The organism is Viridibacillus sp. d25.2 (genome assembly GCF_055456015.2).
This window is the reverse complement of sequence record NZ_CM196652.1, coordinates 2,802,534-2,829,149: the sequence shown is the minus strand read 5'-3', so window position 1 is coordinate 2,829,149 and position 26,616 is coordinate 2,802,534. Positions and strand designations below refer to the sequence as shown.

Annotated in this window: 24 protein-coding genes and 2 pseudogenes; 21 read left to right on the top strand and 5 right to left on the bottom strand. The window is 34.2% G+C overall.

The window, feature by feature from the left end; all coding sequences use genetic code 11:
• Positions 1-10: 10 nt before the first annotated feature.
• The 4 genes and pseudogenes from ACZLO7_RS14040 (at position 11) to ACZLO7_RS14025 (ending at position 4,293) form a co-directional block, all read left to right on the top strand.
• Complete coding sequence (locus ACZLO7_RS14040) at positions 11-1,069, top strand: Gfo/Idh/MocA family protein (protein ID WP_464939958.1); 1,059 nt, start codon at positions 11-13, stop codon at positions 1,067-1,069.
• Between the two features lies 1 nt (position 1,070).
• Positions 1,071-1,963, top strand: a pseudogene (locus ACZLO7_RS14035) (sugar phosphate isomerase/epimerase family protein).
• A gap of 84 nt (positions 1,964-2,047) precedes the next feature.
• Complete coding sequence (locus ACZLO7_RS14030; protein ID WP_464939959.1) at positions 2,048-3,199, top strand: ROK family transcriptional regulator; 1,152 nt, start codon at positions 2,048-2,050, stop codon at positions 3,197-3,199.
• Between the two features lie 77 nt (positions 3,200-3,276).
• Positions 3,277-4,293, top strand: a complete 1,017-nt coding sequence (locus tag ACZLO7_RS14025) for an asparaginase (protein WP_464939960.1) — start codon at positions 3,277-3,279, stop codon at positions 4,291-4,293.
• Between the two features lie 350 nt (positions 4,294-4,643).
• Here the strand turns inward: ACZLO7_RS14025 and ACZLO7_RS14020 are convergent, their stop codons facing one another.
• Both ACZLO7_RS14020 and ACZLO7_RS14015 read right to left on the bottom strand, forming a co-directional pair.
• Positions 4,644-5,054, bottom strand: coding sequence for a GNAT family N-acetyltransferase (locus ACZLO7_RS14020; RefSeq protein WP_464939961.1), 411 nt, complete (start codon positions 5,052-5,054; stop codon positions 4,644-4,646).
• Positions 5,055-5,310: 256 nt separating this feature from the next.
• On the bottom strand, positions 5,311-6,165 hold the full coding sequence (locus ACZLO7_RS14015) for an MraY family glycosyltransferase (RefSeq protein ID WP_464939962.1): 855 nt from the start codon (positions 6,163-6,165) through the stop codon (positions 5,311-5,313).
• 332 nt (positions 6,166-6,497) lie between these two features.
• Here ACZLO7_RS14015 and ACZLO7_RS14010 point away from each other — a divergent pair, with 332 nt between their 5' ends.
• The 6 genes from ACZLO7_RS14010 (at position 6,498) to ACZLO7_RS13985 (ending at position 12,242) form a co-directional block, all read left to right on the top strand.
• Complete coding sequence (locus ACZLO7_RS14010) at positions 6,498-6,695, top strand: DUF6501 family protein (RefSeq protein WP_100797522.1); 198 nt, start codon at positions 6,498-6,500, stop codon at positions 6,693-6,695.
• A gap of 85 nt (positions 6,696-6,780) precedes the next feature.
• Complete coding sequence (locus ACZLO7_RS14005; RefSeq protein WP_464939963.1) at positions 6,781-7,644, top strand: ATP-binding protein; 864 nt, start codon at positions 6,781-6,783, stop codon at positions 7,642-7,644.
• Between the two features lie 10 nt (positions 7,645-7,654).
• Positions 7,655-9,553, top strand: a complete 1,899-nt coding sequence (locus tag ACZLO7_RS14000) for a vWA domain-containing protein (RefSeq protein WP_464939964.1) — start codon at positions 7,655-7,657, stop codon at positions 9,551-9,553.
• 326 nt (positions 9,554-9,879) lie between these two features.
• Positions 9,880-10,629 (top strand): IclR family transcriptional regulator, encoded by a 750-nt coding sequence (locus tag ACZLO7_RS13995; protein WP_464939965.1) that lies wholly within the window; start codon positions 9,880-9,882, stop codon positions 10,627-10,629.
• A gap of 21 nt (positions 10,630-10,650) precedes the next feature.
• The gene (locus ACZLO7_RS13990) at positions 10,651-11,583 is read left to right on the top strand and encodes an aldo/keto reductase (protein ID WP_464939966.1); all 933 of its coding nucleotides are present in this window, start codon (positions 10,651-10,653) and stop codon (positions 11,581-11,583) included.
• Positions 11,584-11,699: 116 nt separating this feature from the next.
• Positions 11,700-12,242 carry a GNAT family N-acetyltransferase gene (locus tag ACZLO7_RS13985; RefSeq protein ID WP_464939968.1) on the top strand — a complete coding sequence of 181 codons (543 nt, stop codon included), beginning with the start codon at positions 11,700-11,702 and terminating at the stop codon, positions 12,240-12,242.
• A gap of 210 nt (positions 12,243-12,452) precedes the next feature.
• Here the strand turns inward: ACZLO7_RS13985 and ACZLO7_RS13980 are convergent, their stop codons facing one another.
• Positions 12,453-13,049, bottom strand: coding sequence for a uridine kinase family protein (locus ACZLO7_RS13980; RefSeq protein ID WP_464940001.1), 597 nt, complete (start codon positions 13,047-13,049; stop codon positions 12,453-12,455).
• Between the two features lie 736 nt (positions 13,050-13,785).
• On the opposite strand from ACZLO7_RS13980, the gene ACZLO7_RS13975 reads away from it, so the two are divergent.
• The 8 genes from ACZLO7_RS13975 to ACZLO7_RS13940 all read left to right on the top strand — a co-directional run bounded on the left by ACZLO7_RS13975 (position 13,786) and on the right by ACZLO7_RS13940 (position 20,654).
• Positions 13,786-14,151: a hypothetical protein gene (locus ACZLO7_RS13975; protein WP_464939969.1), complete on the top strand. Its 366-nt coding sequence runs from the start codon at positions 13,786-13,788 to the stop codon at positions 14,149-14,151.
• A 492-nt stretch (positions 14,152-14,643) separates the two neighbouring features.
• Complete coding sequence (locus ACZLO7_RS13970) at positions 14,644-15,399, top strand: SH3 domain-containing protein (RefSeq protein WP_464939970.1); 756 nt, start codon at positions 14,644-14,646, stop codon at positions 15,397-15,399.
• 81 nt (positions 15,400-15,480) lie between these two features.
• Complete coding sequence (locus ACZLO7_RS13965) at positions 15,481-16,176, top strand: response regulator transcription factor (protein WP_464939971.1); 696 nt, start codon at positions 15,481-15,483, stop codon at positions 16,174-16,176.
• A 1-nt stretch (position 16,177) separates the two neighbouring features.
• Entirely contained in the window at positions 16,178-17,113 is a 936-nt protein-coding gene (locus ACZLO7_RS13960; RefSeq protein ID WP_464939972.1) for a sensor histidine kinase, read from the top strand.
• 243 nt (positions 17,114-17,356) lie between these two features.
• The gene (locus ACZLO7_RS13955; RefSeq protein WP_464939973.1) at positions 17,357-18,280 is read left to right on the top strand and encodes an ABC transporter ATP-binding protein; all 924 of its coding nucleotides are present in this window, start codon (positions 17,357-17,359) and stop codon (positions 18,278-18,280) included.
• Positions 18,273-18,965 carry an ABC-2 transporter permease family protein gene (locus tag ACZLO7_RS13950; RefSeq protein WP_464939974.1) on the top strand — a complete coding sequence of 231 codons (693 nt, stop codon included), beginning with the start codon at positions 18,273-18,275 and terminating at the stop codon, positions 18,963-18,965. The genes ACZLO7_RS13955 and ACZLO7_RS13950 overlap by 8 nt, the downstream gene beginning before the upstream one ends.
• A 94-nt stretch (positions 18,966-19,059) precedes the next feature.
• Complete coding sequence (locus ACZLO7_RS13945; RefSeq protein WP_464939975.1) at positions 19,060-19,764, top strand: ABC transporter permease; 705 nt, start codon at positions 19,060-19,062, stop codon at positions 19,762-19,764.
• 20 nt (positions 19,765-19,784) lie between these two features.
• On the top strand, positions 19,785-20,654 hold the full coding sequence (locus ACZLO7_RS13940) for a DUF4097 family beta strand repeat-containing protein (RefSeq protein ID WP_464939976.1): 870 nt from the start codon (positions 19,785-19,787) through the stop codon (positions 20,652-20,654).
• A 1,073-nt stretch (positions 20,655-21,727) separates the two neighbouring features.
• Here the strand turns inward: ACZLO7_RS13940 and ACZLO7_RS13935 are convergent.
• Positions 21,728-21,880 (bottom strand): hypothetical protein, encoded by a 153-nt coding sequence (locus ACZLO7_RS13935; RefSeq protein WP_464940004.1) that lies wholly within the window; start codon positions 21,878-21,880, stop codon positions 21,728-21,730.
• 278 nt (positions 21,881-22,158) lie between these two features.
• Here ACZLO7_RS13935 and ACZLO7_RS13930 point away from each other — a divergent pair.
• Positions 22,159-23,538 (top strand): annotated as a pseudogene (locus ACZLO7_RS13930) (M60 family metallopeptidase); the annotation flags it as partial.
• The gene (locus ACZLO7_RS13925) at positions 23,527-23,697 is read left to right on the top strand and encodes a carbohydrate-binding protein (RefSeq protein WP_464940002.1); all 171 of its coding nucleotides are present in this window, start codon (positions 23,527-23,529) and stop codon (positions 23,695-23,697) included. The pseudogene ACZLO7_RS13930 and the gene ACZLO7_RS13925, both read left to right, overlap by 12 nt.
• 1,168 nt (positions 23,698-24,865) lie before the next feature.
• Here the strand turns inward: ACZLO7_RS13925 and ACZLO7_RS13920 are convergent.
• The gene (locus tag ACZLO7_RS13920) at positions 24,866-25,807 is read right to left on the bottom strand and encodes a helix-turn-helix transcriptional regulator (RefSeq protein ID WP_464939977.1); all 942 of its coding nucleotides are present in this window, start codon (positions 25,805-25,807) and stop codon (positions 24,866-24,868) included.
• A gap of 118 nt (positions 25,808-25,925) precedes the next feature.
• Here ACZLO7_RS13920 and ACZLO7_RS13915 point away from each other — a divergent pair, with 118 nt between their 5' ends.
• Positions 25,926-26,447, top strand: a complete 522-nt coding sequence (locus ACZLO7_RS13915) for a dihydrofolate reductase family protein (protein WP_464939978.1) — start codon at positions 25,926-25,928, stop codon at positions 26,445-26,447.
• Positions 26,448-26,616: the final 169 nt, after the last annotated feature.

Below are 26,616 nucleotides of genomic sequence, written 5' to 3'. Positions count from 1 at the left end.
AGCGGAAATCATGTCGAAAATAAATGTTTGTGTTATTGGGACGGGTACAATTTCTGACCATCATTTTAAAGCGTATGCAAATAATCCAGACGTTACGATATATGGTGTCTATGATTATGTATTTGACCGAGCGAAGAAAAAAGCTGAACAATACGACGCGAAAAAAGTATTTAGTAGTTTAGAAGAGCTATTTTCAGACACGAATGTTGACGCAGTAAGCATCTGTACATGGAATAAAACGCATGCCGAAATTGCCATTGAAGCATTAAAAAATGATTTACACATCTTAGTCGAAAAGCCTTTATGTATGACAGTAGAGGAAGCCTATGCGATTCAAGAAGAAGCAAACAAGCATAACAAAGTATTTCAGGTAGGGTTTGTGAGACGATTTGGTACGAATACTAAAGTATTAAAGTCCTTTATTGATGCTGGTAAACTAGGGGAAATCTATTACGCTAAGGCTACTTATACGAGACGACTAGGAAATCCAGGTGGTTGGTTTGTAGATATCAATAAATCCGGAGGGGGCCCTTTAATTGATATCGGGGTTCACATCATCGATATTTGCTGGTATTTGATGGGCAGACCAAAAGTGAAATCAATCACGGGCAATACGTATAACCATTTAGGCAATCGAAAAAACATAAAAAATCTAAGCTTTTATAAAACAGCGGACTATGATCAAACAGAAAATACAGTAGAAGATTTAGCAAATGCACTAATTACCTTTGAAAATGGGGCCTCATTATTAGTTGACGTATCATATACATTACATGCTAAAGAGGATGAACTAGGCGTGAAATTATTTGGCACAAAAGGAGGAGCAGAACTAGAGCCAGAGCTTGTCATAATTAGTGAGGAGAACGATACAATTTTGAATATGCAACCTCAAATTGATCACTTAAGTTTCGACTTTCAAAATGCTTTTCAAAATGAAATCAACTCATTTATTGAAAGCTGTGTAACAGGAACTGCTTCTCAAGCACCTGTGGAAGATGGAGTAGAAATTATGAAAATTTTAGAAGGTATTTATAAAGCGGCAGAAACAAAAAGCGAGGTGCGCTATTAGAATGACATCAACCTTACAATTAACCAATAAAATTGGCATAATAGTTGATAGCTTTGGATTACCTCTTTATGAAGGGTTAAAAAAGCAAAAGAAATTGGAGCAGATGGTGTTCAAATCTATGCCGTATCCGGTGATATGACACCAGAGAATATGTCTACTTCAAGCCGAAAAGAATTGAGAGACTATTTAACATCTATAGATTTAGAAATCTCCGCATTATGCGGTGACCTTGGGGGACATGGCTTTCAAAACAAACAAGAAAATGCGCTCAAAGTTGAACGCTCAAAAAGAATATTAGATATGGCAGTCGAACTTGGTACCAATATTGTGACAACACATATTGGTATTATTCCAAAAGATCCAAATTGTGAAATTTACAATGCATTACAACAAGCTTGTGAGGAACTAGGACAATACGCGAAAAGTCTAAATGCTTACTTTGCTATTGAAACGGGACCTGAAAAAGCTGAGACTTTAAAGCAGTTTTTAAATAGTCTAAGTACCAATGGTGTGTCAGTAAATTTTGGCCCAGCCAATATGGTAATGGTAACAGGGGATGATCCGGTTACAGGGGTGGAAATTTTAAAAGACTATATAGTTCATACCCATGTGAAAGATGGCGTGCAGTTAAAAAAGACGGACCCAAGAGATGTTTATGGCTTTGTAGGATACGGAGAAGGGGTAGATCATCGTAAAATTGCTGAAATGGTAGCTGCGGGCGAATTTTTCAGAGAGCTTCCTTTAGGTAAGGGAGATGTGGACTTTGACCGCTATTTTAAAGCACTACAAGCAATTAACTACACAGGCTACTTAACTATAGAAAGAGAAGTAAAGAATGCTCCTGAAGCTGATATCTCTCAAGCTGTAGAATTTATTCGCGAATATAAGCTATAAAGTGATTTTTCTAGTAATTTCCATTAATATGAACATAAGGAATGTTTCTCGCGAATTTTACTTATGAACAGGGAAGTGTATCTTATGGAAAAACAAGACCAATTATTGATGAAAAAACAAAATAGACTATTAGTTTTAGAGTTAATAAGAGCAATGTCACCAATTTCTCGCATACAACTTTCCAAAGTAACGAAAATGAGTCCAACTTCAATTACCCGAATTGTTCAAGAGCTTCAAGAAGAAGGTTTTGTTCGAGAATCGCTTATTGAATCAACAAGTATTGGAAGAAAACCGACATTGTTAGAATTATGTCCAGACGTTTTATATACAGTAGGTGTAGAAATAGATCGACGAATAGTAAGAGTTGGTTTAGTAGATTTCCTAGGGGAACTAGTAGACTTTAAAGTTTTCCAGAGAAAATCACAGGAAAGTTATAATGATACTTTAAATAATATCCATGAAAAAACAATACAAATCATCAACGAAAATCATATTCAGATGAAGAAAGTAATCGGTCTAGGGGTAGGATTATCAGGCTCTATTGATTATGAAAAAGGTGTCGTTAAGATTTCTGAACAACTACAGTGGGAGAACATCGCATTAGCTTCAGATTTAAGGAGATTAACGTCCCACAATATCATCATTGACAACGAGCTTAAGATGAAAATTATAGCTGAAAATACAATAGGGCAATCAATAGATTCTGATAATTGTATTTTACTAGGCATTGGATCAGGTGTTGGTGCGGCTATATTACTGCATGGCGAAGTACATCGAGGTTCTTCAAATAACGCTGGAGAAATTGGTCATACAGTGATTGATCCTAATGGCTTAATATGCCATTGTGGAAAAGTAGGTTGCTTATCAACGTATATTTCTGAAAGTGCCATTATAGCTGATGCCAATAAAGTAAAACCAATCAATTCGATAGAAGAAGTGTATGATGCGTATCGTTTAAATGAAAATTGGGCGTGTAATATTATGGACCGAGTTACTACGTATATTGCACTTGCTGTTAGTAATATCGCTTGTTTGTATGAGCCTGAATATATTATTTTAAGTGGTCATTTAATCGATGAGTTGCCTGGAATAGGGAAATTTATAGAAGAAAAATGTGACCGTTATATATGGCAATCCATTCGTCTTAATCTTAAAATTGTATATTCACAGCTTGGTAGTGAAGGAGTCGTAAGAGGAGCAGCAATACAAGCTCAAAAGGTCTTACTAGATTTATAAGTTTAACTTCTTTCAGCAGAAGTCTCCCACCTCTATAGGTGGTGAGATGAATACCTTTGTAAGGTGGGTGATTGCTAATGACTTATGATATTTTGATAAAAGAATATCGAGCGAATGTTCTTGAAAATACACATACAGGTATCATTTGCGGGGTAAACGATCAACTGCAAACAGTTTTTAATATCGGTGATACGGAGCAATATGTTTTTTTACGTTCTGCAGCTAAACCGATACAAGCAATTCCAGTATTTATGACGAATATTATCGAAAAATATCAATTAACTGAACGAGAAATTGCTTTATTTATGGCTTCTCAACGAGGAGAATCTTACCAAATAGAAGCATTAGAAAGCATGCTAGCGAAATTACCTGTAGAAGAGGAGGAGCTATATTGTGCTCCCTCTTATCCTTTAAATAAATGCTCACAACAGCAGGTCATTAGAGAAGGTAAAGTAAAGCGCAAATTGTATCACAATTGTGCGGGCAAACATATGGGCTTCATCACGGTTTGTCGTGAATTAGGTTACCCTGTAGATGACTATTGGCAGCCAGGTCATCCTCTACAACAGCAAATCCTACATATACTTGCCAAACTATCAAATATGGCAGTTGATCAAATTAAAATTGGTATTGATGGCTGTGGAGTTCCGGTATTTGCAATTCCGCTTAAAAATATGGCTATTTGTTTTCTCAAATTAGGTTGTCCAGATTTGATTGACGATATCGAAATAAGAAAAGCTGTAGTTAAACTAACCGAAGCTATGAACCGCCATTACAATATGATTGCATCAGAAAACTTCATATGTAGCACGCTATTGCAAAGTTCAAATATTGTAGCAAAAGGAGGAGCACAAGGAGTTTATTGCTTCGCTTTAAAAGAGGAAAGAATCGGTATTGCGCTAAAGGTGATGGATGGGTCAGAAGATGTGTGGCCTAATATCATTGCTTCAATTTTAGAGCAGATAAATTATAAAGATAAGAACATGATCCAGTACTTAAAAGAATTACGACCACCTTTCATTCAGAATGATGCAGGGGATATTGTAGGTCATATTGAAGATGCAGTTATTGTAAACCAATTCAAATTTATATAACTGTTATATAAAAAAGCGATAGGAGACAGCATCTCATATCGCTTTTAGTCGTGTTATTTTCTTGTTTTCCATTCTGCAACGATAAAGAATATAATGAAGAAGGCAAATGCGATGACGAAAAACCATCCCGGTAAGCTACCAAAGGACATGAGGACACCTCCAAGTGTGAAAAGTACAATTATATAGTATTAGCATACCATAAATCGGCTGAATATCACTTCGCAGCAGTACAACCATGATTTTAGGCGATATTAAATTTTATCATTGATTAAATACAAATAGGTAGAGTTATAGAATCAACTCTACCTATTTTGTAACATTTCTATGATTAAATACTAGACAAATACCTTCTAATTTAACTTAGCAAAAGATACTAAATCGCCTTTATCACAAGATTGAAAGCCTTGTTTTTCATAAAAGTGTCTTACATCAGGAGCCTCTTCAGTTAACAGTACTTTTTGACGAACACTTTCATATCTTTTTATAACATCTTGTATTAATTGAGAAGCAATTCCTTTGTTTTGATATTCATTTAATACAAGTATGTCCTGAATATAAATTATAGTTAAACCATCACCAACTATACGAATTAACCCCACTAAGTTGTTATCATCCCAAGCAGTTACGACCTCTAAAGATTGAAGTAATGCTTGTTGAAGCAATGTTATATCTTTTGTATAAGCAGTCCAACCAACATCGTTATATAAATTTTTTAATTGGTCACTATCGATAGTTTTACTATTTTTAAATGTTAATTCCATTTATTATCCTCCTCAAAATTTTATTTTGAAGAGTCACTTCTTAACTTATCCACTGTCTTATACCTCCGTTCAAGCTTGCATACCCCTAGTGATTGGTTAATTATTACATATACATTTTATATATTGTTTTTAAATATTAATTGATTATATCAGATTCTTTTGAATTGTCATATATTTTTTATTATAGGTCCAAATAATAAATTTTTTTGAACTTACAAAAGCAATCGTTTTAAGAAAGCCTTACTCGATTTTTCTTCTAATTAAATCTGTATTTATAGAAGAATTGAGAAATAACTATGATCACTGTTAATATGATTATAAAGCACCACAACACTAAAGTTGAAAGGAGAAATACAGGTATACTAAGTAGAATTGCGACTGTACAACAAATCAACGTAGATTGTTTATTTGTAAAGTTGTATTGAATGAAATAGTAATACAGACCTATGGGTATAGCTAAAGTAAATAGTGGAACGTAAATGTCTACAATGTCTGTTTTAACAAGGAATAATGAAAGTATAGCTATCATAAAACCTAATAAAATAGTTCCTGTATTACCAATGTCAACTTTTGATGAAATGGAGCCGTACAGCAGAAAGCCTAAAGTAGATACAATAAGTAGCAATCCAGTTGTTGCAGCAAACGAGTCCCCTTGTATAAATGAGATTATTGATAGAGAAATTAAAGTAATTATTGAAAGCGATGTTATTAAGCCATCAGGACTTTTTTCAATGTTAGTCGTATTTGTGAAACAAATAATAAATAGTAAAGTAAAAGGAATTGTCAAATAGCCTAAATCAATCTGATTAATAAAGCTAATTTCAACTCCACCCACTAAAATAACTATTAGTGCTGCAATAATTTGGCTAATTAACGTCCAAGTACTAGATAATTTAAAATATTGAACAAGTATCGATGTAAAAACGATTAATGATGCGCTAATAATTATTGGCATGTTATAAGGTACTTGTTCATTTAAGACAAGCATTCCAATTAAAAAACTTACAAAAATCGTTAAACCATGCATTTCTATAGAATGATTGAATTTCTTTAATATTGTAGGTATTAGAATCGATAATACAATACAAGTAAGCAAAGCTATGTATAACAAATTTCCTACCTCCTAAACCTTCTGTATTTCAAATATAATCCATTTTAACATAAAATATCTTGCTGTGTTTTTTTCTTACGTTAGGTGAAATGCTCTAACACAGACTATTTGTGCATTAATTTTGCAGTAAATATGAAAAGCTGGCACTAATAAAAAGTCGTTGGAATGGGCTCTCATTTCTCTCGTTTTTTGGTGACTTTATTAATCATTGATAATTCCTAAAAAAATTATGCGCTTTTCTCGCACATTCCAGTGAAAATCGTTTAAAATAGGAGAATGTAATCTATTTACGTATTCATTAAGGATTTTCTAATAAGAGAGGTTGTTTCTAAATGTTACATTTAAAATGGAAAGACGCACCAACGATTAAAACAGTTACTTGTAAACAAACAGATGCAAAAAAATACCTTGTATCAAATGTACTAACAGTTGGGAAAGAATATGAAGTGAAAAATGAAACGGAAGAATTCATTTTTGTAATCGATAATTCAGGACATATTGGTGGCTTCTACAAAGAATACTTTGAATAAGTAATATCAAACCAAAAACGGCTTCCGCAAAAATATGCGAAAGTCGTTTTTTATCATATGTAAGCACAACAAGGGGGAACTACTTATGCATGAATTAGTTGAAAAGGTTAAGAATGATCGCGTAGCTCGTATATATAGTGAAGAACAGGTATTACTTATTGGAAATGGCGGCTATATTTCACCAGATCCAACGCTGTGGCAAGATGTACTAGTAAGTGTTGCTTTGCAAAAACCAGTGCTATTAAAGGGTCCAGCTGGTTCAGGTAAAACAAAGTTAGCTGAATCGGTATCTGCTTATTTCGGACAGCCCATGCACAGTATCAACTGCTCGGTTGACTTAGATGCAGAAAGCTTACTTGGTTTTAAGACGATTGTGCAAAAGGACGGGGAAACAGTAATTGAGTTTGTGGAAGGTCCGGTTGTTAAGGCGATGAAGGAAGGACATTTACTATATATTGATGAAATCAACATGGCAAAAGCGGAGACGTTACCGATTTTGCATAGTGTTCTTGATTACCGTCGTATGCTAACGAATCCATTTACGGGAGAAGTAATTCAAGCACATCCACATTTTAATGTGCTTTCTGCAATCAATGAAGGTTATATCGGAACAGCACCAATGAATGAGGCGCTGAAGAATCGTTTTATTTCCTATAGCATTCCATATTTAGCTGGTGAGCAACTTAAGAATTTATGGGAGAATGCTTTCCCAAATGCACCACAAAGCTTGAAAAATGTTATGTACAATTTAGCAGAAGATTTGAAGGGACAGGTGCAAAATGGCTTACTAAGTGAAGAAGCTGCATCTATTCGTAGTTTACTGGACGCAACTGAATTAGCTCAATATATTGAGCCACTACGTGCAATTCGTTATGCAGTTGCAGAAAAATTGGATGACATTGGTGAACGTGAGCTGGTAATGGAATTAGCTAAAACGTGGGTGAAGTGAGGTTGATCGCATGTCACAGATGAATCGCTTTATTCAATTTAATAATGAACAGATCAATGCACGCCAGATGCTTCATTATGAGCAATTAACGCGAGCTCTATCTCATGCACCATATTTATCTTTAACCGAGAGACAAGTGTTAGAATTACGTCCAAAGGAGCAAGCACTTTCAATGAGTGTTTTTTGGCGTCATCGTGAGAAAGAAATTATGCACGCAGGACGATTATCTGATATCTATTTGCTAGCGGCAGGATTTTGGCGCTATTTTACGGTTCAACCATTTTTAGAATTACTTGAAGAACTGCAAGGGGAACCTTATGTACATTTGTTTGAACAACTTGTTTTAATGGCAGAAGAATTTCGTTTGATGGATGCGGTTGAGAAGGAACGGCCAGGTACAGGTGAGGCATTTAATGTAAGAAGAAGGGTGTATTTGGAGTTTCATAAACAACAGCTTCAAGTTAATTTACAAAAGGGCTTTATAGCAGATGCCACTTTAAATTACTTATTCATCATGGCACATGAAGGTTCTATGCAATTAGATACATCCAGTATGCCTGACTTTTTTGAAATTCTTCAATTCACTTGGCAGTCTCTTTATGATGCTCGTTCTACAGTAGATAGTATTGGGCTAGTTTATCGAATGATGGCTATGATTGAGGAGCATTTGGATAAGGACTTAATGCACACTTATTATGCAGTTATGGATTCTATAGCAGAAGCAGCGAAGTTTAATGAACATAAAGGTGTGACGGAACAAGAACAAGGTAACAAAGACGAGGCAAAAGAAACAATAGAAGAGTTATTCCGTACATGGCATCGGGAATCGCAGTCTGATGAAGGTGTTCATATGCGCTATGAGCTCGAACATGGTAACGAAGGAAAAGCCATGTCTACAGAAGCAGAAGAAGGGCGAGAAGGCGCAGAGATTTCGGAAGTCGGTATTGGCGGTGCACAAGATCAAAAGGATTCTGTTCAACAAGATGATACTAATGATGTGAAAAAATTGCCCCCTGAGAAAAAAAGTACTGGCAAATACTTTGGTGAAGAACATCGCAACGTTATCTATGAAGAAAGAAGAATTGAAACGACCCGAGAAGCAAATTCAATGGATGATCTAGTCACTTGGCGCAATGCACAAGAGCCCTATGTAAAGGCATTAATGGCTGAATTCAGAAAGCGTATGGCTCAGAAGGAAATCGCCAGACGGGATCATTTAACAAAAGGTCGACTTTCCTCCAAGCTAACAACGTTTTTAATCGATGAAAGACCAAAACCTTTTTATAAGAAAAACTCACCAGCAAAGCCTCTAGATGCGGTGTTTGGTTTATTAGTTGACGGCTCAGCTTCCATGATTGATAAAATGGATGAAACAAAGCAAGCGGTTCTACTTTTTCATGATGTTCTACGCAAGATGGGTATCACACATGAAATCGTCTCTTTTTACGAAGATGCGTATGAAGCAACTGAAGAAAAACAACCGAATACATTTGAATGGGTGCATAAATTAGAGGATGGAGCAAAGGATAGTGGCTCTGCCATAATGGCATTAGAAGCACATGAAGATAATCGTGACGGCTTTGCCATTCGATGGATGATGAAGCGATTAGCAGCTCGCGATGAAAAGCATCGCTTTTTACTCATTTTCTCAGATGGAGAACCCTCTGCATTTGGCTATGCGTTAAATGGAATTGTTGATACGGCAGAAGCGGTGATGGAAGCGGAGAAGAAAGGCATCCATGTCATGCATTTATTCTTGAATACAGATATGCCTACTGAGGAGCAACTTCAGTTGTTTCGAATGATTTACGGACCTCAATCTGTTGCGGCTGATAGTGTGGAGAAGTTTACGGATGTGACGTTGCGGTTATTGAGGAAGATGATTGGGCTGGTTATACAGTCTGGGTGAGTTGGTTGGGGACAATGTTGAAAAAACGCTCCAAGGGCATTGTTAAATCAATGTCCTTTCAAGCCACTCTAGTAACCTTACAATATATAAGGCTGGTATAACAAAAAACGATTTCAAGACAGTGTTCAAAATTGATTTAAATCCAAACGTAAAAAACAATAAAAGTGTAGTGTGATTCAAAAAAACAGTGAAATCAGTTGGCGAGAATTACGAGAATTAAAAATAGCAATTAATCCTCCTAATTTCCCTATATACGAAAAAATCATACAATTATTTTCTATTTCCTCAAGCAATCTTTATGCTAAACATGTAGTGAGGTGAGTGAGTTGAAAGCAACTGAGCAGAGAACATTGCAAAATGGTCTTAGGATGTTGGAGTTATTAAAACAGCATCCAAAATTGAAAGCGACTGAGATTGGAGAAGCACTTGGATTAAGTTCAACATCAACTTATCGGATTTTAGCAATTTTACAAGAATACAAGTTAATCACGAAAGATAAGGCACATTTCTATGTGAATCAGGCATTTTTTCAAACGGTCATTGTGAACCCTAAAAAGATTCCTTGGCATCAATTAGAAACACCATTTAAAGTCGTAAAAGAAATACATGAAAATGTTTATCTTGCTGTTATCGAAGATGCGCAACTTGTTACGAAACGAATTGTGAATAGAGAGGGTATTGAGATTGACGTGCAGTCAAGGGTGAGAAAATCTAAAGTGCATCATTCCGCCATTGGAAAAGTACTACTGGCTTTTTCATCCGACGAAGATCAACAATCCTTAATTGATACTATTGACTTTAAGCCAATGACTTCTCAAACGTTTCAGGAAAAGGATCTATTCTTAAGGCATATTCAAGAAATAAACAAACGTGGCTATGCTATTGATGATGAAGAAACTGAAATCGGTATGCGATGTATCGCAGCCCCGATTATGATCAACCAAGAAGTAGTAGCAGCCTTTGCCGTTTCTGGTTCAACTGAGAATATATCACGTCGAAAATTTAATCAGCTTTCCAAAAAAATCATCAGTTATAGTCGCTTAATTGCTGAAGAACTCATTAACTTATCACGCTAAATGTAAAAGGAGGAATTTTAGATGAACTATACGACAATCGAAAAACAAGGTATTTCAATTTCTACAATTGGTTTTGGAACGAACGCTGTAGGTGGACATAATTTATACGAAAACTTGAATGAGGAAGAAGGAAAAGAGCTAGTGAGAGTGGCATTAAATAACGGTGCAACTCTCATTGATACTGCTGATGCGTACGGCCCAGGTCGTTCAGAAGAATTAGTAGGCGAGGTACTTCAAAGTTTCCCACGGGAGCAGTACATACTAGCTACAAAGGGCGCAAGGACGGTAAATGATCAAGGTGAATCAACTGTAAACAATGAACCTGCTTATTTACGTAGTGCTTGTGAAGCCAGTTTACAACGATTAGGCTTAGACTACATTGATATATACTATATCCATTTCCCTGAACCTGGCGCTTCGCTAGAGTTAGCTGTTGCAGAATTGGTGAAATTGAAACAAGAAGGGAAAATCAAAACTATCGGTATCTCCAATGTGTCACTTTCACAGTTAAAAGAAGCAAACAGCACTGGGGATATTGATGTAGTACAGCTTGAATATAATATGCTAAACCGAGATATTGAATCAGAAATTTTGCCATATTGTAACGATCATCAAATAGCTGTTGTTGCTTATGGTCCTCTTGCTTTTGGTATCCTCGGAGGAAAGTATACAAAAGAGTTGAAATTAGATACAGGAGACTGGCGAAATAGTGTCGAGCTTTTTAAAGAGGGCAATTTCCAAGCTAACTTATCAAAAGTAGAGAAATTAAAAGAAATAGCTAAGAGGAAAGATACAACTGTAGGCAATTTAGCAATCGCTTGGTTATTAGCACAAAAAGGTGTAACTGCGGTCATACCTGGTGGGAAGAAGACTGCACAAATATTAGAGAATTTTAAAGCAAGTGAGATAAAACTTACAGCTGGAGATTTAGCTGATATTGAAGAGATTGTTTAAGAATTTCTCAGCTCTAAATTACCTTTACTTTATTTCTTTATCGGGTCAGGATAGTACTCTAGATATGTGAAAAGAGAATTTAAGATTCATAAAAATGTAATTGGAGGAATGTATCTATGCTTAATATAGAAGTAAGGAGGCCAAAAATAGAGGACAATAATGAGCTAGTTACATTTTTCCGAACTGTTATTACTGATACTTACATAAAGGAAGGTATTGGGAATAAGAAAGAGGATATTGAAGGTGAAATTGAAACAAAGAAAGCATATTTAGAAAGCGACTTCGAAAGTAATGGGGAGAAACGATATTTTCTAATTGCTTTGTATGAAGATACGATAATCGGTACGATAGAATTTGGTCCTGCAAACGAACTTATAAGAACAGGTACTAATAATGACTTAACAGATATATGCGAAGTAGGTACAGTATTCGTGCACCCTAACTTTCAAAGAATGGGCGTAGGTAATTCATTATTAACTAAAGTTTTTAAGGTTCTACAAAAAAGAGGGATAGAAGAGATTTGTATAGATAGTGGATATAAGAGTGCACAAAAAATCTGGACAAAGAAATATGGAAATCCTGATTATTTTATAATGAATTATTGGGACGATGATAATCATCATATGATTTGGAGGGTTAATATCCTTAAATTTTTATAGTAACACATGTACTTTGAAGATTGCCTTCAAAGTACAGAACTAGCAAATTTATGAAAAATTTCTAACAAAGGCTATGGTACTAACCATTGCCACATAGACTATAAAAAAGAGACAGCAATCGCTGTCTCTTACTAAACTTACGAACCCTTTAGTTGAATAAGAAAGAGGCATTACTCCTTATTGAAAAAGCCAAAATCAGTTGAAAAAGATCTAATTGGTTCCAAAAACGATGATATCTGCTCTTTCAAATGGTTTATGTTTTTCAACATAAATATCTTCTGAAATCATCCAGTTATTTTCCCACATATCACGAGCCTCTTCCCCGTCTCTTTCAAGACCTCTTGAAAGCCTAGTTTCTCTTGGACAGTCAACCCATATTGTAAAATCGTATTTATTTGATAATTCCTTGCGAATAGAATAGACACCTTCTACTATGACAATTCCACCAACAGGAACACTATGCCATTCTGCCAAATCATCCGCTTCCCAATCATACCGCTGATATCGTGTTTCTATATTTTGATTGATTGGTGCAAGAACTTGATTTAATACACGCTTCCAATCAACATCAGCACCAATAGGCTTTTTCTCTGGATGAGTTTTAATAAGTTGTGAGGATGGAAAGTGAAAATCATCCATATGTACAACAGTTACATTAGAAAATTCATCCTTTAATTTATTTGCAAATGTACTCTTTCCAGAACCTCCACAACCATCAATTCCAATTAACAAGGTTGACTGTTTTTTGGGAATTGAATTAATTGACCTAATCAATTGCTCAAAATTATTAAATTCACCATTTTGCATTTTGAAATTCACTATATCACCACTTTTTAATTGTTTACATTCTTAGTTCTTCGAACATTGCATTAAATCCTGCTTCTTTAATTATCCTGCTCCATCAGCTCAATAAGAAAAAAATAGCTGCTTATTCAACTCAACGATCTTCAAGTAAAGCCCCCCGTTAATTAAACAAGGTTGCTAATTTATCTAACCACTCAATTAAATCAATTATGTTTGAACTGGGGCAGCAGTCCAATTAATCATATTTACACCTTTAATATTAATGTCTCCTAAACTCAAAATATGAAGAATATGTGCAAACATCCCAAAGTTTAGCCCCTTTTTATGTTCTTCTAGTAAATATGATTTCTCATAAATTCTTGGATAATCGTAATTAGTAGCGGATCACCTTATTTATTATTTTCTTCATATTGTTCATTAGTTTGCTGTAACGGATAAGTTAAGAAGCTAGATAAGTTCAAATAGTATCTTATTCAACCATATTCAGTATTTTCAAGAGAGCAAAGTCTATAAGAAAACAGCCTTTATTTAAAATTTGAACTTCTAGTAAAAGTATAGTGGATTAAAAGGTAATCGATTGGGTCCTACTTCTTTATTTGAAATGAATCGAGTAGAGTTTAAAAAATTTAAATAGAATAATATACCGATATTGTATATAATTTAGATGTATTTATTTTTACCAAATTAAACAAAAATGGTAAATTTATAAATTTAGGCAATGAAGTATAGGAAGTGGGATTTGATGAAAATAGATTCAATTATACAATTGCTATTATTTACTTTGTTACCAACTATAATGATGAGGCGAGCTTTTAAGAAGATGTCAGAAGAAGAGAGAAATCAGGTTAAGAGAGAGTTGACGAAAAAAAGCGTTCTTTCTACTTACGGTTTGATGGTACTTAGTATTCTAATCATATTGATTGAACGAATATTTGACATAGCTTGTTTGAAAATAATTAGCGGTTTGCTCTTTACTATTGGAATAGTAGTGCATAGCATTTTCACTTGGTTACAAGTTCAATCAAAAATTAAAGCATTAATAGGAATTACGTTAAGAATTATCGGATTAATAATATATTTATGGTCTTTGTGGAAAATTTACTAAAGAAGAATTATCGAAGAGGTTATTTAAAATAATCAATCAGCTCTACTTCAAGAGATATCCAGAAATAATATAGCCCCAACCTAATCATAGAAAGGATTCTTATCCAAAAATAAACTAAGATATGAAAAGGATTTTAAATCCGAGCTCATTTCGCACTTTTTTTGTAAACACTTCTCAGAAAACAATTATGAAAGTTATAGGCTAACACCGCCATTTAGAGAGGTTGGCCATTTGTGAATGGCTGCTTAACCAATCAAGCAAAAATCCATTTTCGGCCTCTTTGATAATGTTTCCATCGCGCCAAGTCCGCTTTTTTCTTGTACACTCTACATATAGAATCATGAAGCTTCTTTTTGCTTAAAAGGTGAAAATAAAAAGAAGGAGAGTTCCTTAGTCTAATAAAGATTTCTCGCTTTTTTTTGTTTTTTATAAATAAAGTGGGTTACTTTGTATGCAAAAAAAGGTAATATAGTGTAATAAAGGAGGGTTTTCATGAAGAAATTATTCAAGTATTTGTTATCATTTATTATTGCTCTAACTATATTTTCACCTACATTGCTTAAAACTGAGGCCGCTTCTAAAAAAGCGCCAATTACATCTCTTCGTTATGTAAAAGTGTCTGGTAGTAAAGCCATTGCGATTAAATCCGAGGCAAAGTCATCTTCATTTAGCTATACAAAAGTACAAAATGGTGATGCAGTTATGATTACAGGGAAGAAAAAGGGACAATGGACGGAGCTTTACACAACAAACTTGCGTGGCTATATCCAAACAAAGTATTTAGAAAAAGCAAAACCACAGCCAAATAAAAAGTACACAAGCTACACAATGAATACATCAAAAAAATATACATATAAAGATCTAACACCTAGCAGATATGATCGCCGAGATACGATTACAACAAATTTCGTTAAGAAAAATTTTGACATCATCAATACTTGGATTTTCACCCAAGACCCAACGCCTTGGGGATACTTTGAATTTGAAACGAGTAGAGGTTTATATACAGGAATTGGTGAAGAATTTGCATTACATTTAACAGTAAAATATCCAGTTAAGAAAAAACAGGAATTCGGAAGAGGTTATAAAGTTGTAAATACGAATGCTACTATTTACACTAATGCCGGTACGTTTGATAATGTTATTGCTATTAAAAAAGGTAAAACAACTAACTTTTATTCACCGAGTGTCGGTCGTATCCAAAGTATCAACCCTGAATATGGCTTTACACTTGTGAAATTGAAATAGTCCATTTTAATATTGGAATCTCAACGAAAGACCCGTAGTCCATCATGGATACGGGTCTTAAAAACTAGGAGTGGGAAAAGAATGCAATCTAATATTTTGCTTGTAGAAGATGATATTTCTATTCAAGAAATGGTAGAAAACTATTTGACAAAAGAGGGGTTTGTTGTAGCAACGGCTTCTGATGGAGAAGATGGGCTGGCTAAATTTATAAAAGGTTCGTTTGATTTAGTCATTCTTGATATTATGATGCCGAAGTTAGATGGTTTAGAAGTTGTGAGATTGATCCGCGAAGGAAGTGCTGTTCCTATTTTAATGATGTCTGCAAAGGATACAGATGTGGATAAGGCGATTGGGTTAGGGCTAGGAGCAGATGATTATATTTGTAAGCCTTTTTCAATGATTGAGTTGTCTGCGCGGGTGAAGGCAGGGATTCGTCGTTCGACAAAATATTCAGCTCCTCCAAAGGCAGAAGATGAAATTATACAAATTGGAGATTTGAAAATAGATACAATCAATTTTACAGCTTGGAAGAAAGGTGAAATCATTAAACTCACCTCTAAAGAGTTTGAGCTATTAAAGCTATTTTCAAAGAATCGCAATCGTGTATTTTCAAAAGCTCAAATTTATAATCTTATTTGGAATGAAGAATATTTTGGCGATGAAAATGTTATTAATGTTCATATGAGAAGGCTGCGAGAGAAGATAGAGGATGATCCATCAAACCCAGAATATATTAAAACGTTATGGGGAATCGGATATAAGTTGGAAGTGGTGTAAAATGGTGTTTTTTTTGCTAATGATTATTGTCATATTAATAGGTTTTATCTTTTTTCAATATAATATGCAGAAAAATAAAGATGAGGATTTACGATACATATATGAGAAGCTACAGAATATTTTAGAAAAGCAAACAGCTGAAAAGTTATTAGTTGTGACAGATAATAAAGAACTGCAAAAGTTATTAGTCACCATTAATCATTTAATAGAAGCAATACAAACTACAAAAACCGATCAAACGAAGGTAGAAATGTCTATGCGCAAAATGCTCTCTAATATATCGCATGACTTGAAAACACCGCTGACAGTTGTTCTTGGCTATGTCGAGATGTTACACACAGATCCTACAATGACCGAGGATGAACGACAAGCTTTATTGAAAAAGGTACATATAAAAACGATTGAAGTAATGGAACTCATTCATAAATTCTTTGACTTATCGAAATTAGAGTCAGGAGACAAAGAAATAGAGTTAACTAGAATTAATATGAATGAAGTATGTCAGGAAAATATTTTATCGTTCTACGATTTACTTATTGCAAAGGGCTTCTCTGTTGATATTGATATACCAAATGAACAACTATATGGACATGGAAATACAGAAGTGTTAAGTAGAGTATTAAATAATTTGATTTCAAATGCAATTACATATGGCGAAGATGGAAAAACACTAGGTATGACCTTAAGAAGTGATGAAAAGATTGTGTATATTGATATTTGGGATAAAGGAAAAGGGATTTCTGAGTTACATATTGATAAGGTATTTGAGCGTATGTACACATTAGAAGATTCAAGAAATCGTATATATCAAGGTAGTGGGCTTGGGTTGACGATCACGAAGCGTCTTGTGGAAGCTTTGGGCGGGGAAATTCATCTTTCCAGCAAGCCTTATGACAAAACAGTTTTTACAATTATGTTAAAAAGAATGAAATATTAGCTTGTAGGAAGAAGCATTCTACAAGCTTTTTTCTTTTTCTAGGACATATTGTCAATCAAACTGCTAACTCAAGTTTATGACAATTAACAATGATTCATATCCCATTCTGAGTGGAAGGGTTGACGTTTATTAAGTGTATCCTTTGTGCTTTTCTCTAAGCTTAAGGAATTAGTAAGAATTGAGTAAGAAAAAAGAGAAAATCGTTCCATACAATTAATATAGACAGCGAAAGGGGAAAACAAAATGACATATATATTAAGAACAAATCAACTGACAAAAGTATTTGAAGGTAAAGAGGTTGTTTCCGGAGTAAATATGAATGTTAAAAAAGGTGAAATTTACGGGTTTTTAGGTCCAAACGGGGCTGGTAAAACAACGATTATGAAAATGATTACAAATTTAATCAAACCAACAAGTGGTGATATAGAAATTTTTGGTGAGAAGTTAACGAATACTTCATATGAAGTATTAAAACGAATGGGAACAATTATTGAATATCCTATTTTTTATGACAAACTAACAGCTCGAGAGAACCTTTACTTACATTGTGAGTACATGGGCTATTATGATAAGCAGTCTATTGATCATGCGTTAGATCTTGTGAAGTTACACAATGTCGATGACAAAAAAGTAAAAGATTTTTCTCTTGGAATGAAACAGAGATTAGGAATTGCTAGAGCGATTACGACAAAGCCAGAACTGTTAATTTTAGATGAACCTATTAATGGTTTAGATCCTATTGGTATTAAAGAATTGCGAGATCTTTTTAAGATGCTTTGTAAAGAATATGGCATTACTCTATTAGTTTCGAGCCATATATTAGCTGAAATGGAACAAATGGCGGATACAATCGGAGTCATACAAGATGGGAAACTGATAAAAGAAGTTTCGATGGAAAGTATCAATGGAGAACAGACAGATTATATTGAGGTGACGGTTCAAGATATTAAAAAAGCAGCTTACATTTTAGATCATCATCTAGGCTTAAATAATTATAAAATTATGAATGAAAAGAATATCCGCATTTATGAAATGACTGTAACACAGCAAGAGATTTCAAAGGCACTTATTATGAATGATATTGAGATCGAAAGTATCAATAAAAAGCATAGCTCATTAGAAGAATACTTCCTGAAATTAATGAATGGAGAGGGGATTCATGCTTAAATTAATTAAATTAGAACTAGTGAAAAACAAATTTGGTTGGTATATAAAAAGCGCAATTATCGCAAACATCATCATGACAGCAATACTGTGTTTAATTATGTATATAACACAAATAGAAGGCGACTTAATCGTTACAACACATCAAGATGCCTTTGTAATGATAGGCGCAATGGTCAGAGCTACATTTATTGTCTTTGCCGCAGTATTAATTGCGAAGATAGTTATTGAGGAATATAAAAATAAAACTATATTAATTATGTTCTCATATCCAGTTAATCGAAAGAAAATGATTGCTAGTAAATTGTTATTTATAGCTGCATTGACATTTATCACCATGTTATTGACTAATATCATTGTTGCGGGTTTATTTTCTATAATTAATAATTATTATCATTTAGTTCCTTTCTCAATCACTGCCAGTCAATATTTTACTGAGGTCTTCAAAATGATTCCATATTCCGTGGCCTCTTCAGGAATTAGCTTGATTTCATTGTATTTTGGAATGCGAAAATTTTCTGTTCCTACCACTATATTTTCATCTCTCTTAGTGGTGATGATTGCTTGTTCTACTAACCCGGAATTTTCAATGGTCACAATCATTCCTTTCCAATTTGGACTTGCCGTCATCGGAGTAATGATTGCTTACTTAGCAATTCGTAATATTGAGAAGGAAGATGTGATTTAAATTAGTAATACGTTCAATCAAATAATTGGTAATAACCTAGTTACTATTACTTACTTGTGAATAAAATAAAAAACATTATATGGAGATGTTTAACATGATTAAATTAATGAAATTAGAATGGAAAAAAAATCAGTTATCTAGTTATTTTAAAGGATTAATAATCTGTATCGTGGGAATCTTCGCGGCAGTTTCTCTTATGGCGTGGGGTTCTAAAGTTGAAGATGATCTGATGTTTAAAGATTATGTTGATTTCATGTCTTTAGCTAATATTTTTATAAGAATAGTATTTATAATTTTTTCCAGTGTCATTTTATCTCGTTTAGTAATCGATGAATACAGAAACAAAACGATTCAATTATTATTTAGTTATCCCTTGAAAAGAAAAAAATTAATGCAAGCTAAGTTATCTATTGTTTTTGCATTCTGTTTTTTTAGCATAATCATTTCGACTTTTATCATTAGTATACTAGTATACTTCTTAAATCCTATTTTTGGCTTCTTTGAAACACCGGTTAATTTGAGTGTCATGATTGCTACAGTGCCAACAACTTTTATTAGCGCTTTTATGATTGCTGGAGTAAGCTTAATTCCTCTTTATTTTGGTATGAGAAAAAAATCAACTGCAACAACTATTACCTCTGCTGTATTAATTAGCTTCGTGATTAACGGAAATGTATCTAATGGTGCGAGCCAGGTTAATTTGTTTCAATTCATTGGAGTACCAATTATACTATGTCTACTGGGACTTCTAATCGGCTACCTTTCTTACCATAAAGTTGAAAAATTAGATTTAGCTTAAAAGGAAATGAGGAATAAAAAGTGAAAAAGATCTTTATAGTTTCCATAGCAATCATAGCTATAGGTGGATTAGTTTTAAGTTTGATGGCGGGAAAAGGAAAGAATTATAGGAAAGAAATTTCATTTGAAATAGAGGCGATTAAAGAAGTAGTCATAAACAATGAATCTTGGGATCTTGAGTTTAAAAATACTGAATCAAACAAATTAACAATTTCAGTTGAAGGAAAACAAAAAGACAAAAAGAGTGACCCTGTAACAATCGAAAATAATGATGAAAAAATAATAATTAATCAGCAAGATGAAGGTGGAAGTTTTACTAATAATTTCAGTTTCGGAAAAAGAGGAACTATCTACATTTCTATCCCAAGTAATGTATTAGATACTCTTTCAGTGAATAATAGCTTTGGTGATATAAAAATGAATGCTGTAAAGATTGATAATATTGTAGTTTCAAACGACTCCGGCAATGGAAAAATGGAAGGATTGTCAGTAGAGAAAGGTATATTTACTTCAAAAGATGGGGAACTAAGTATAAAAAACAGTTCGTTAAATAATTTAAATGTAGTATCTACTTCTGGTGATAACTATCTTACAAATGTGGCCAGCACTAAGATGAAGATTACTTCAAAAGATGGTGAAGTAAAAGTTGAAGATGCAGCAGAAGGAAAGTCATTACTTGTAGAAACAAAGTCAGGTGATATTGCGGTATCTTATAAAGAAGTTCCTACTTCACTAATGGTATCTGCTAGCAGTAATTCATCTGATATAACACTGAATTTAAATGGTTTGAAACTAAACACGAATACTGAAAAATCTAAAGTAGGTACAATTGGTGATGCAACTAATACATTGGATCTCAAAAGTGAAGATGGAACAATTAATGTAGAGTGATAAATTAATTATAAATGCAACAGTAGACTAAAAGCTGTCACAGCTCTTAGTCTATTTTTATGGAAATAAAGTTGTTTAATTCTGCAAGAGAATTGTGAAGATACCCACAGAGGCATATTCCTGAAAATGCTTCTAAACAAGATAAATCTGATTTTCCGAAGCTTACCACTCGCTTTCCGCGGGCGAGCGTCGAGCCGCTTCGTCGCTACGCTCCTGCAGGGTCTCGTCTGTCTCGCTTTTTCCGCAGGAGTCGAGTGGACGCATCTCCAAACCAATAAAATGCTGCCTGCTGCTTTCCTGTTTTTTTACTCTCATTCAATTAAATAGAGACAGTAGACAGATTCGGAAAAAACGGATTATCTACACTCTTTCTCTTTATTTTTATTTTCAAACAGGATAGATTAGGTTTTCCGAAGCTTACCACTCGCTTTCCGCGGGCGAGCGTCGAGCCGCTTCGTCGCTACGCTCCTGCAGGGTCTCGACTGTCTCGCTATTCCCGCAGGAGTCGAGCGGACGCTTCTCCAAACCAATAAAATGCTGCCTGCTGCTTTCCTGTTTTTTTACTCTCATTCAATTAAATAGAGACAGTAGACAGATTCGGAAAAAATGGATTATCTACACTCTTTCTCTTTCTTTTTATTTTCAAACAGGATAGAGTATCATTCTACAAATATCCCCAAAAATCATGTCATGCTCTCATTTTTCTTAATGGAATCGTTTCGTTCGTTTCGGCCTATTTTCATTGCTACTAACTTACTCCCTCTTTAATTGACTTAGGATATGAGAGAAAAAACTAAGTTGCCTTAGTTAAGAAAAGGGCAGTTCTCAGGTAAAATATATGAATCTCTTCAAAGCTATCAAGGAAATGGAGATCCAAATTGGATATTCGCATTGTCTTTATGGAAAGAAATTAAATAAAAATAGAGTCCTAAAAAACCTTGCTTATTGCAAGGTTTCAGACTGTCGACAAAAGGCATCAAGAAGCTCATTCTAGATGCCTTTTGTCATTTATTTATGTTCAGCAAATAGCATTTTCTTACTAAAGAGAACATACTCTTCTAGCGATATTCTCTTTATAAAGAGCTTGTCATGTCCAAGTAGCAAGATTTTTCAAATTCATGGCAGTAAAAGTAAGCATCCGCAAAAACACGTTCAATTGTTTCTTTACGCCTCGCATAGATTTGCTTGATATCATCAGAATGTCGTAAATGGTCGGCTATTGCCACTTACGTTTCTCATATATGACGTTGAATGATGTCTTACATAATAAACAAATTATGGTAATGAAGGTATTATTTCCAGTAATTTTGTATTAATAATACTATTCAAAGTGTTTATTGATATGTTTATTTGATCTGTATAAGGAGTTAAGAATGATTTATAATGCGTTGATATTGGAATATTTATAGTAAAAATGTAAAAAAATGCATCAAAAGGTACTGTGGAAATATAGGTAATAGTATATATACTTGATTTGAATAAAAAAAATAGTAGGAGAGATATGATGAAAAGAAGACAGAAACAAAAATCAAAAAAGTTAGTGGTGGCAACTGCTCTATTTTCTATGTTTGCTACCGGAATAACGCCTTCATTAGAAGTCTTTGCGGAAGAACAAACACAGCAACAGAAAGTATCTAACGTGTTAAACAACGAAAAATTTGCGAAAGTGGAAAATCGGGAGTTTGCAGTTCCAGGAAAAGGAGATATCGCGAAATTCCAAAATAGCGAAAGAAGAGATAGACAATTTAGTCCTAATGAACCGACTGGGATATACGCTAGGCCTAATGAACAAATAATCATTCAGGTAGCAGGAAATCAAAATATCGAAGCATATATTGGAACTTTTTCATATGATGCTTCTTGGAGAGAAGATTCAAAAATAAAATCCTTTACATTAAAACCGGGTCCAAACACTATACAGTCTCCAACTGGTGGGATGATTTATTTTTACAATAAACAACAAGGAGGCACCATTCAAACAACAGTAACAACAGGCGGAACGGCTACCCCTCTCTATGTACTTGGAAAGCATACGAAACAAGATTTAATAGATATGCTTAATCAATATCCAAATGCACATACGGTGGAATTAAAAGGGGAGCGTGTATTGATAACTGCTAGCCCGGCACGTGTTAAAAAATATTTAATCGGCACTAACACAGATCCTACTCAACTATTGAAAAAGTTGGATGAAGCTACTAGAATTCAAGATAAAATATCTGGATTATCTGAAGGACAAGTAGATAAACATTATCTACATTATGTTGAGGATAACAATTCTCTAGATTATTTTATGTATGCATACCCTTATAGAACTGCATATGTAGGAGATGCAATCCAATATGTATTAAATATTGATAAATTTACAAACGATGGATGGGGCCCGTGGCATGAGGCGGGGCATATGAGACAACAAAGTCCTTGGGCATTTCATAATATGACAGAGGTTCAGAACAATATTTATAGTCTTGCTGTAGAAAAAGCATTTGGTCAACGGACCAGATTAGAAAAAGAAGGTGTTTATCCTAAGGTTTTTCAATACTTAGAACAGCAGAATAAGAATTATGACGAGATTAGTGATCTTTTTGTTAAACTTGCTATGCTATGGCAATTAAATCTAGCGTATGGAGAAGAATTTTATCCAAAATTGCATCAATCGTATAGAGATATGTCTGATAGTGTATTACCTAAAAATAATGAAGATAAGAAACAATTATTTATGATTGAAGCCTCCAAAGCAGCTCAACAAAATTTAATTCCATTTTTTGAAAAATGGGGATTACGCCCAAATAATAATACGATCCAAAAGGTGGCGGCCCTAGGGTATCCAAACTTAACAGCTGAAATTTGGAAAAGTACCGATTCTAATCCAATTAAACCGGACACATCAGTTCCTGGAGATGTTTGGAATCCTCATAAGGCATACACAAAAGGTGATAAAGTAGAGCACAAAGGTAAAATATATGAAGCTCTTCAAAGCCATCAAGGAAATGGAGATCCAAATTGGATATTCGCATTGTCTTTATGGAAAGAAATTAAATAAAAATAGAGTCCTAAAAACCCTGCTTATTGCAAGGTTTCAGACTGTCTACAAAAGGTATCAAGAAGCTCACTCTTGATGCCTTTTGTCATTTTCGAGCATAAAGATACTGCACAAGCTATTCGAAGGTTATTTCCTGTTTAAGTTAATGAAAAATTTGAGGGGGAATTTCGAAGGTGCTCTATTATAAAGAGGACCTTAATCAATCAAAATCTACTAAGTCATAACCAAAAGCCGCTTTAGCTGTGTCGATGGATTCTAATAGTGTCAGAAAGCTTTAACTTTCAAATCATGATTCCAAAAAGGTATGTTAGATTCGCCTTCAATTGTGATTTTCAAGTCAGTTAATCCTGTTTCTATGCTTCCAGATGCCATTAAATAACTTCATGTGCCAACTCGGAAAAAACGGATTATCTACAGTCTTTTTATTTTTAAACAGGATAGATTTGGTTTTCCGAAGCTTACCACTCGCTTTCCGCGGGCGAGCGTCGAGCCGCTTGCAGGGTCTCGACTGTCTCGCTATTCCCGCAGGAGTCGAGTGGACGCATCTCCAAACCAATAAAATGCTGCCTTTTACTTTTCTAATTACTCATTCATATTAATAGATGTTAGACGGTAGACTAACTCGGAAAAAACGAGTTTTCTACAGTTTTTTTATTTATATCAGGATAAATCAGATTTTCCGACGCTTACCACTCGCTTTCCGCGGGCGAGCGTCGAGCCGCTTCGTCGCTACGCTCCTGCAGGGTCTCGACTGTCTCGTTATTCCCGCAGGAGTCGAGTGGACGCATCTCCAAACCAATAAAATGCTGCCTTTTACTTTTCTAATTACTCATTCATATTAATAGATGTTAGACGGTAGACTAACTCGGAAAAAACGAGTTTTCTCAGTTTTTTATTTATATCAGGATAAATCAGATTTTCCGAAGCTTACGACTCGCTTTCCGCGGGGAGCGCCGAGCCGCTTCGTCGCTATGCTTCTGCAGGGTCTCGACTGTCTCGCTTTTTCCGCAGGAGTCGAGTGGACGCATCTCCAAACTATAAAATGCTACCTTTTACTTTTCTATTTATTCGTTCAATTTGATCTAAAGGCAGATTATTTGAAGTAAAAGTTTTTTAAAAAAATTTCAGTTTCAGATTTAGAAAATTGACAACTAATAAAAATAATACCTTAATTACCATCTTGATACATAGCTAAAATTTCTTTAGCTTGTGAACACATACCATCAATTAATTCCTTTGGTTCTAAAACTCGTGCATGAATCCCAAGTCTATAAAAAAGTGGGGTTATAAAGCCGAGCTCACCTTGATCAATGAAAGAATTGATATGTCCAGTACCATCTTCGTTTGTTACTACAAGCCCTTCAAAACTAGGTACGCTTTTACATTGGCGTACGCCTTCCATCGTTAATTGAACGTGTAGCCGAATTGGATTTTTTACTTCATAAGAGCTAAACCATTCTTCTAAATTCATAAAATCATCTTCATTGTTTTCAGTTGAAATAATTGAAAGAATACGATCAACACGATACAGTAATATTTTTTTCTTCCTATAATCATAAGCGGGCAAATACCATAATCCATCATGGGCATAGACACCAATAGGACGAATATGCTTTGCTTTATTACCCGATTTAGATTCATATTGAATATGTAAATTTTTATTTTTAATAGAAGCTTCTAAAACATCTCTTAATAATGGTGTTTCAATTGTCCTTTTAGGATTCCAAAAAGTGATATAGGAACGAATTTTATCGACTTTTACTTTGGCATCATTCGGAAGTGAAGTAAAAAGCTTATGTTCAACGGAGCTGATTTCTGTATTAAAAGGCAAGTTGCGATAGTAGTTTAAAGATTGAAAAGCAAAAAAGATTGAAGCAGCTTCTTCTTCTGTAAATAAAATAGGAGGGAGCAGTCTATTAGTTAATACTGTATATCCACCGTTCCGTCCTTGTTCAGCATAAATCGGTAAGCCCATATCGCTCAAATCTATAATATATCGGTGAACTGTGCGAATGGAAATATTAAATTCATCCGCAATTTCTTGTGCCGTAAATTTTCTTTTTGCATTAGCAAACATAAGAATATCTAACAATCGTTTTGCTTTTGACATTTATTTCACCTTTTCTTTTTAAACATGCCATTACTTGTCATGTTTTATCGTTAGTATAGTTTATACCTTATGATTTTATCAATTAGGGGCAATCTAAAGATAAAAGGAGACAAAAATTATGTCACGAGAAGTTATTTTATATATAGCTGTTAGTTTAGATGGATTTATTGCTAAAGAAGATGATGACTTGCAATGGTTATATGAAGTAGAAGGGGAAGGTGATAATGGATATTCAGAGATGTATGAAACGATAGACACTACTATTATGGGAAAAAGAACATATGACTATGTAATGGAACATGCAGAATCATTTCCATATCCTGAAAAGAAAAACTATGTCTTTACGACTTCTGACCAAGAATCTAATGAATATGTGGATTTTGTAAATGAGGATGTAGTAGCGTTTACGAAAAAATTGAAAGAACAAAAAGGAGCTAAAATATGGATGGTTGGTGGAGCAGGTATATTGGATGACTATATAAAAGAAAACTTAATTGACGAGTATATTATAACTGTTACACCTCATATATTGGGTTCTGGTATTCCATTATTTAGAGAAAAAAATCCACAAATCAATTTGACTTTAATAGATACAAAACGTTTTCGACAATTTGTCCAATTGCATTATATAGTGAAATAATTTATTTTAGACATTTTATTCTTTTGAAATAGTATTATAACAGAGAACTTCTGTCGTTTGATAGAAGTTCTCTATCGATTTTAAGTATCTGCATAAATATACAAAATAAGGATGAGGTGCTATTATTAAGAAGGCTTCAGTTTTATGTGTTCATGACTATTATAAACAA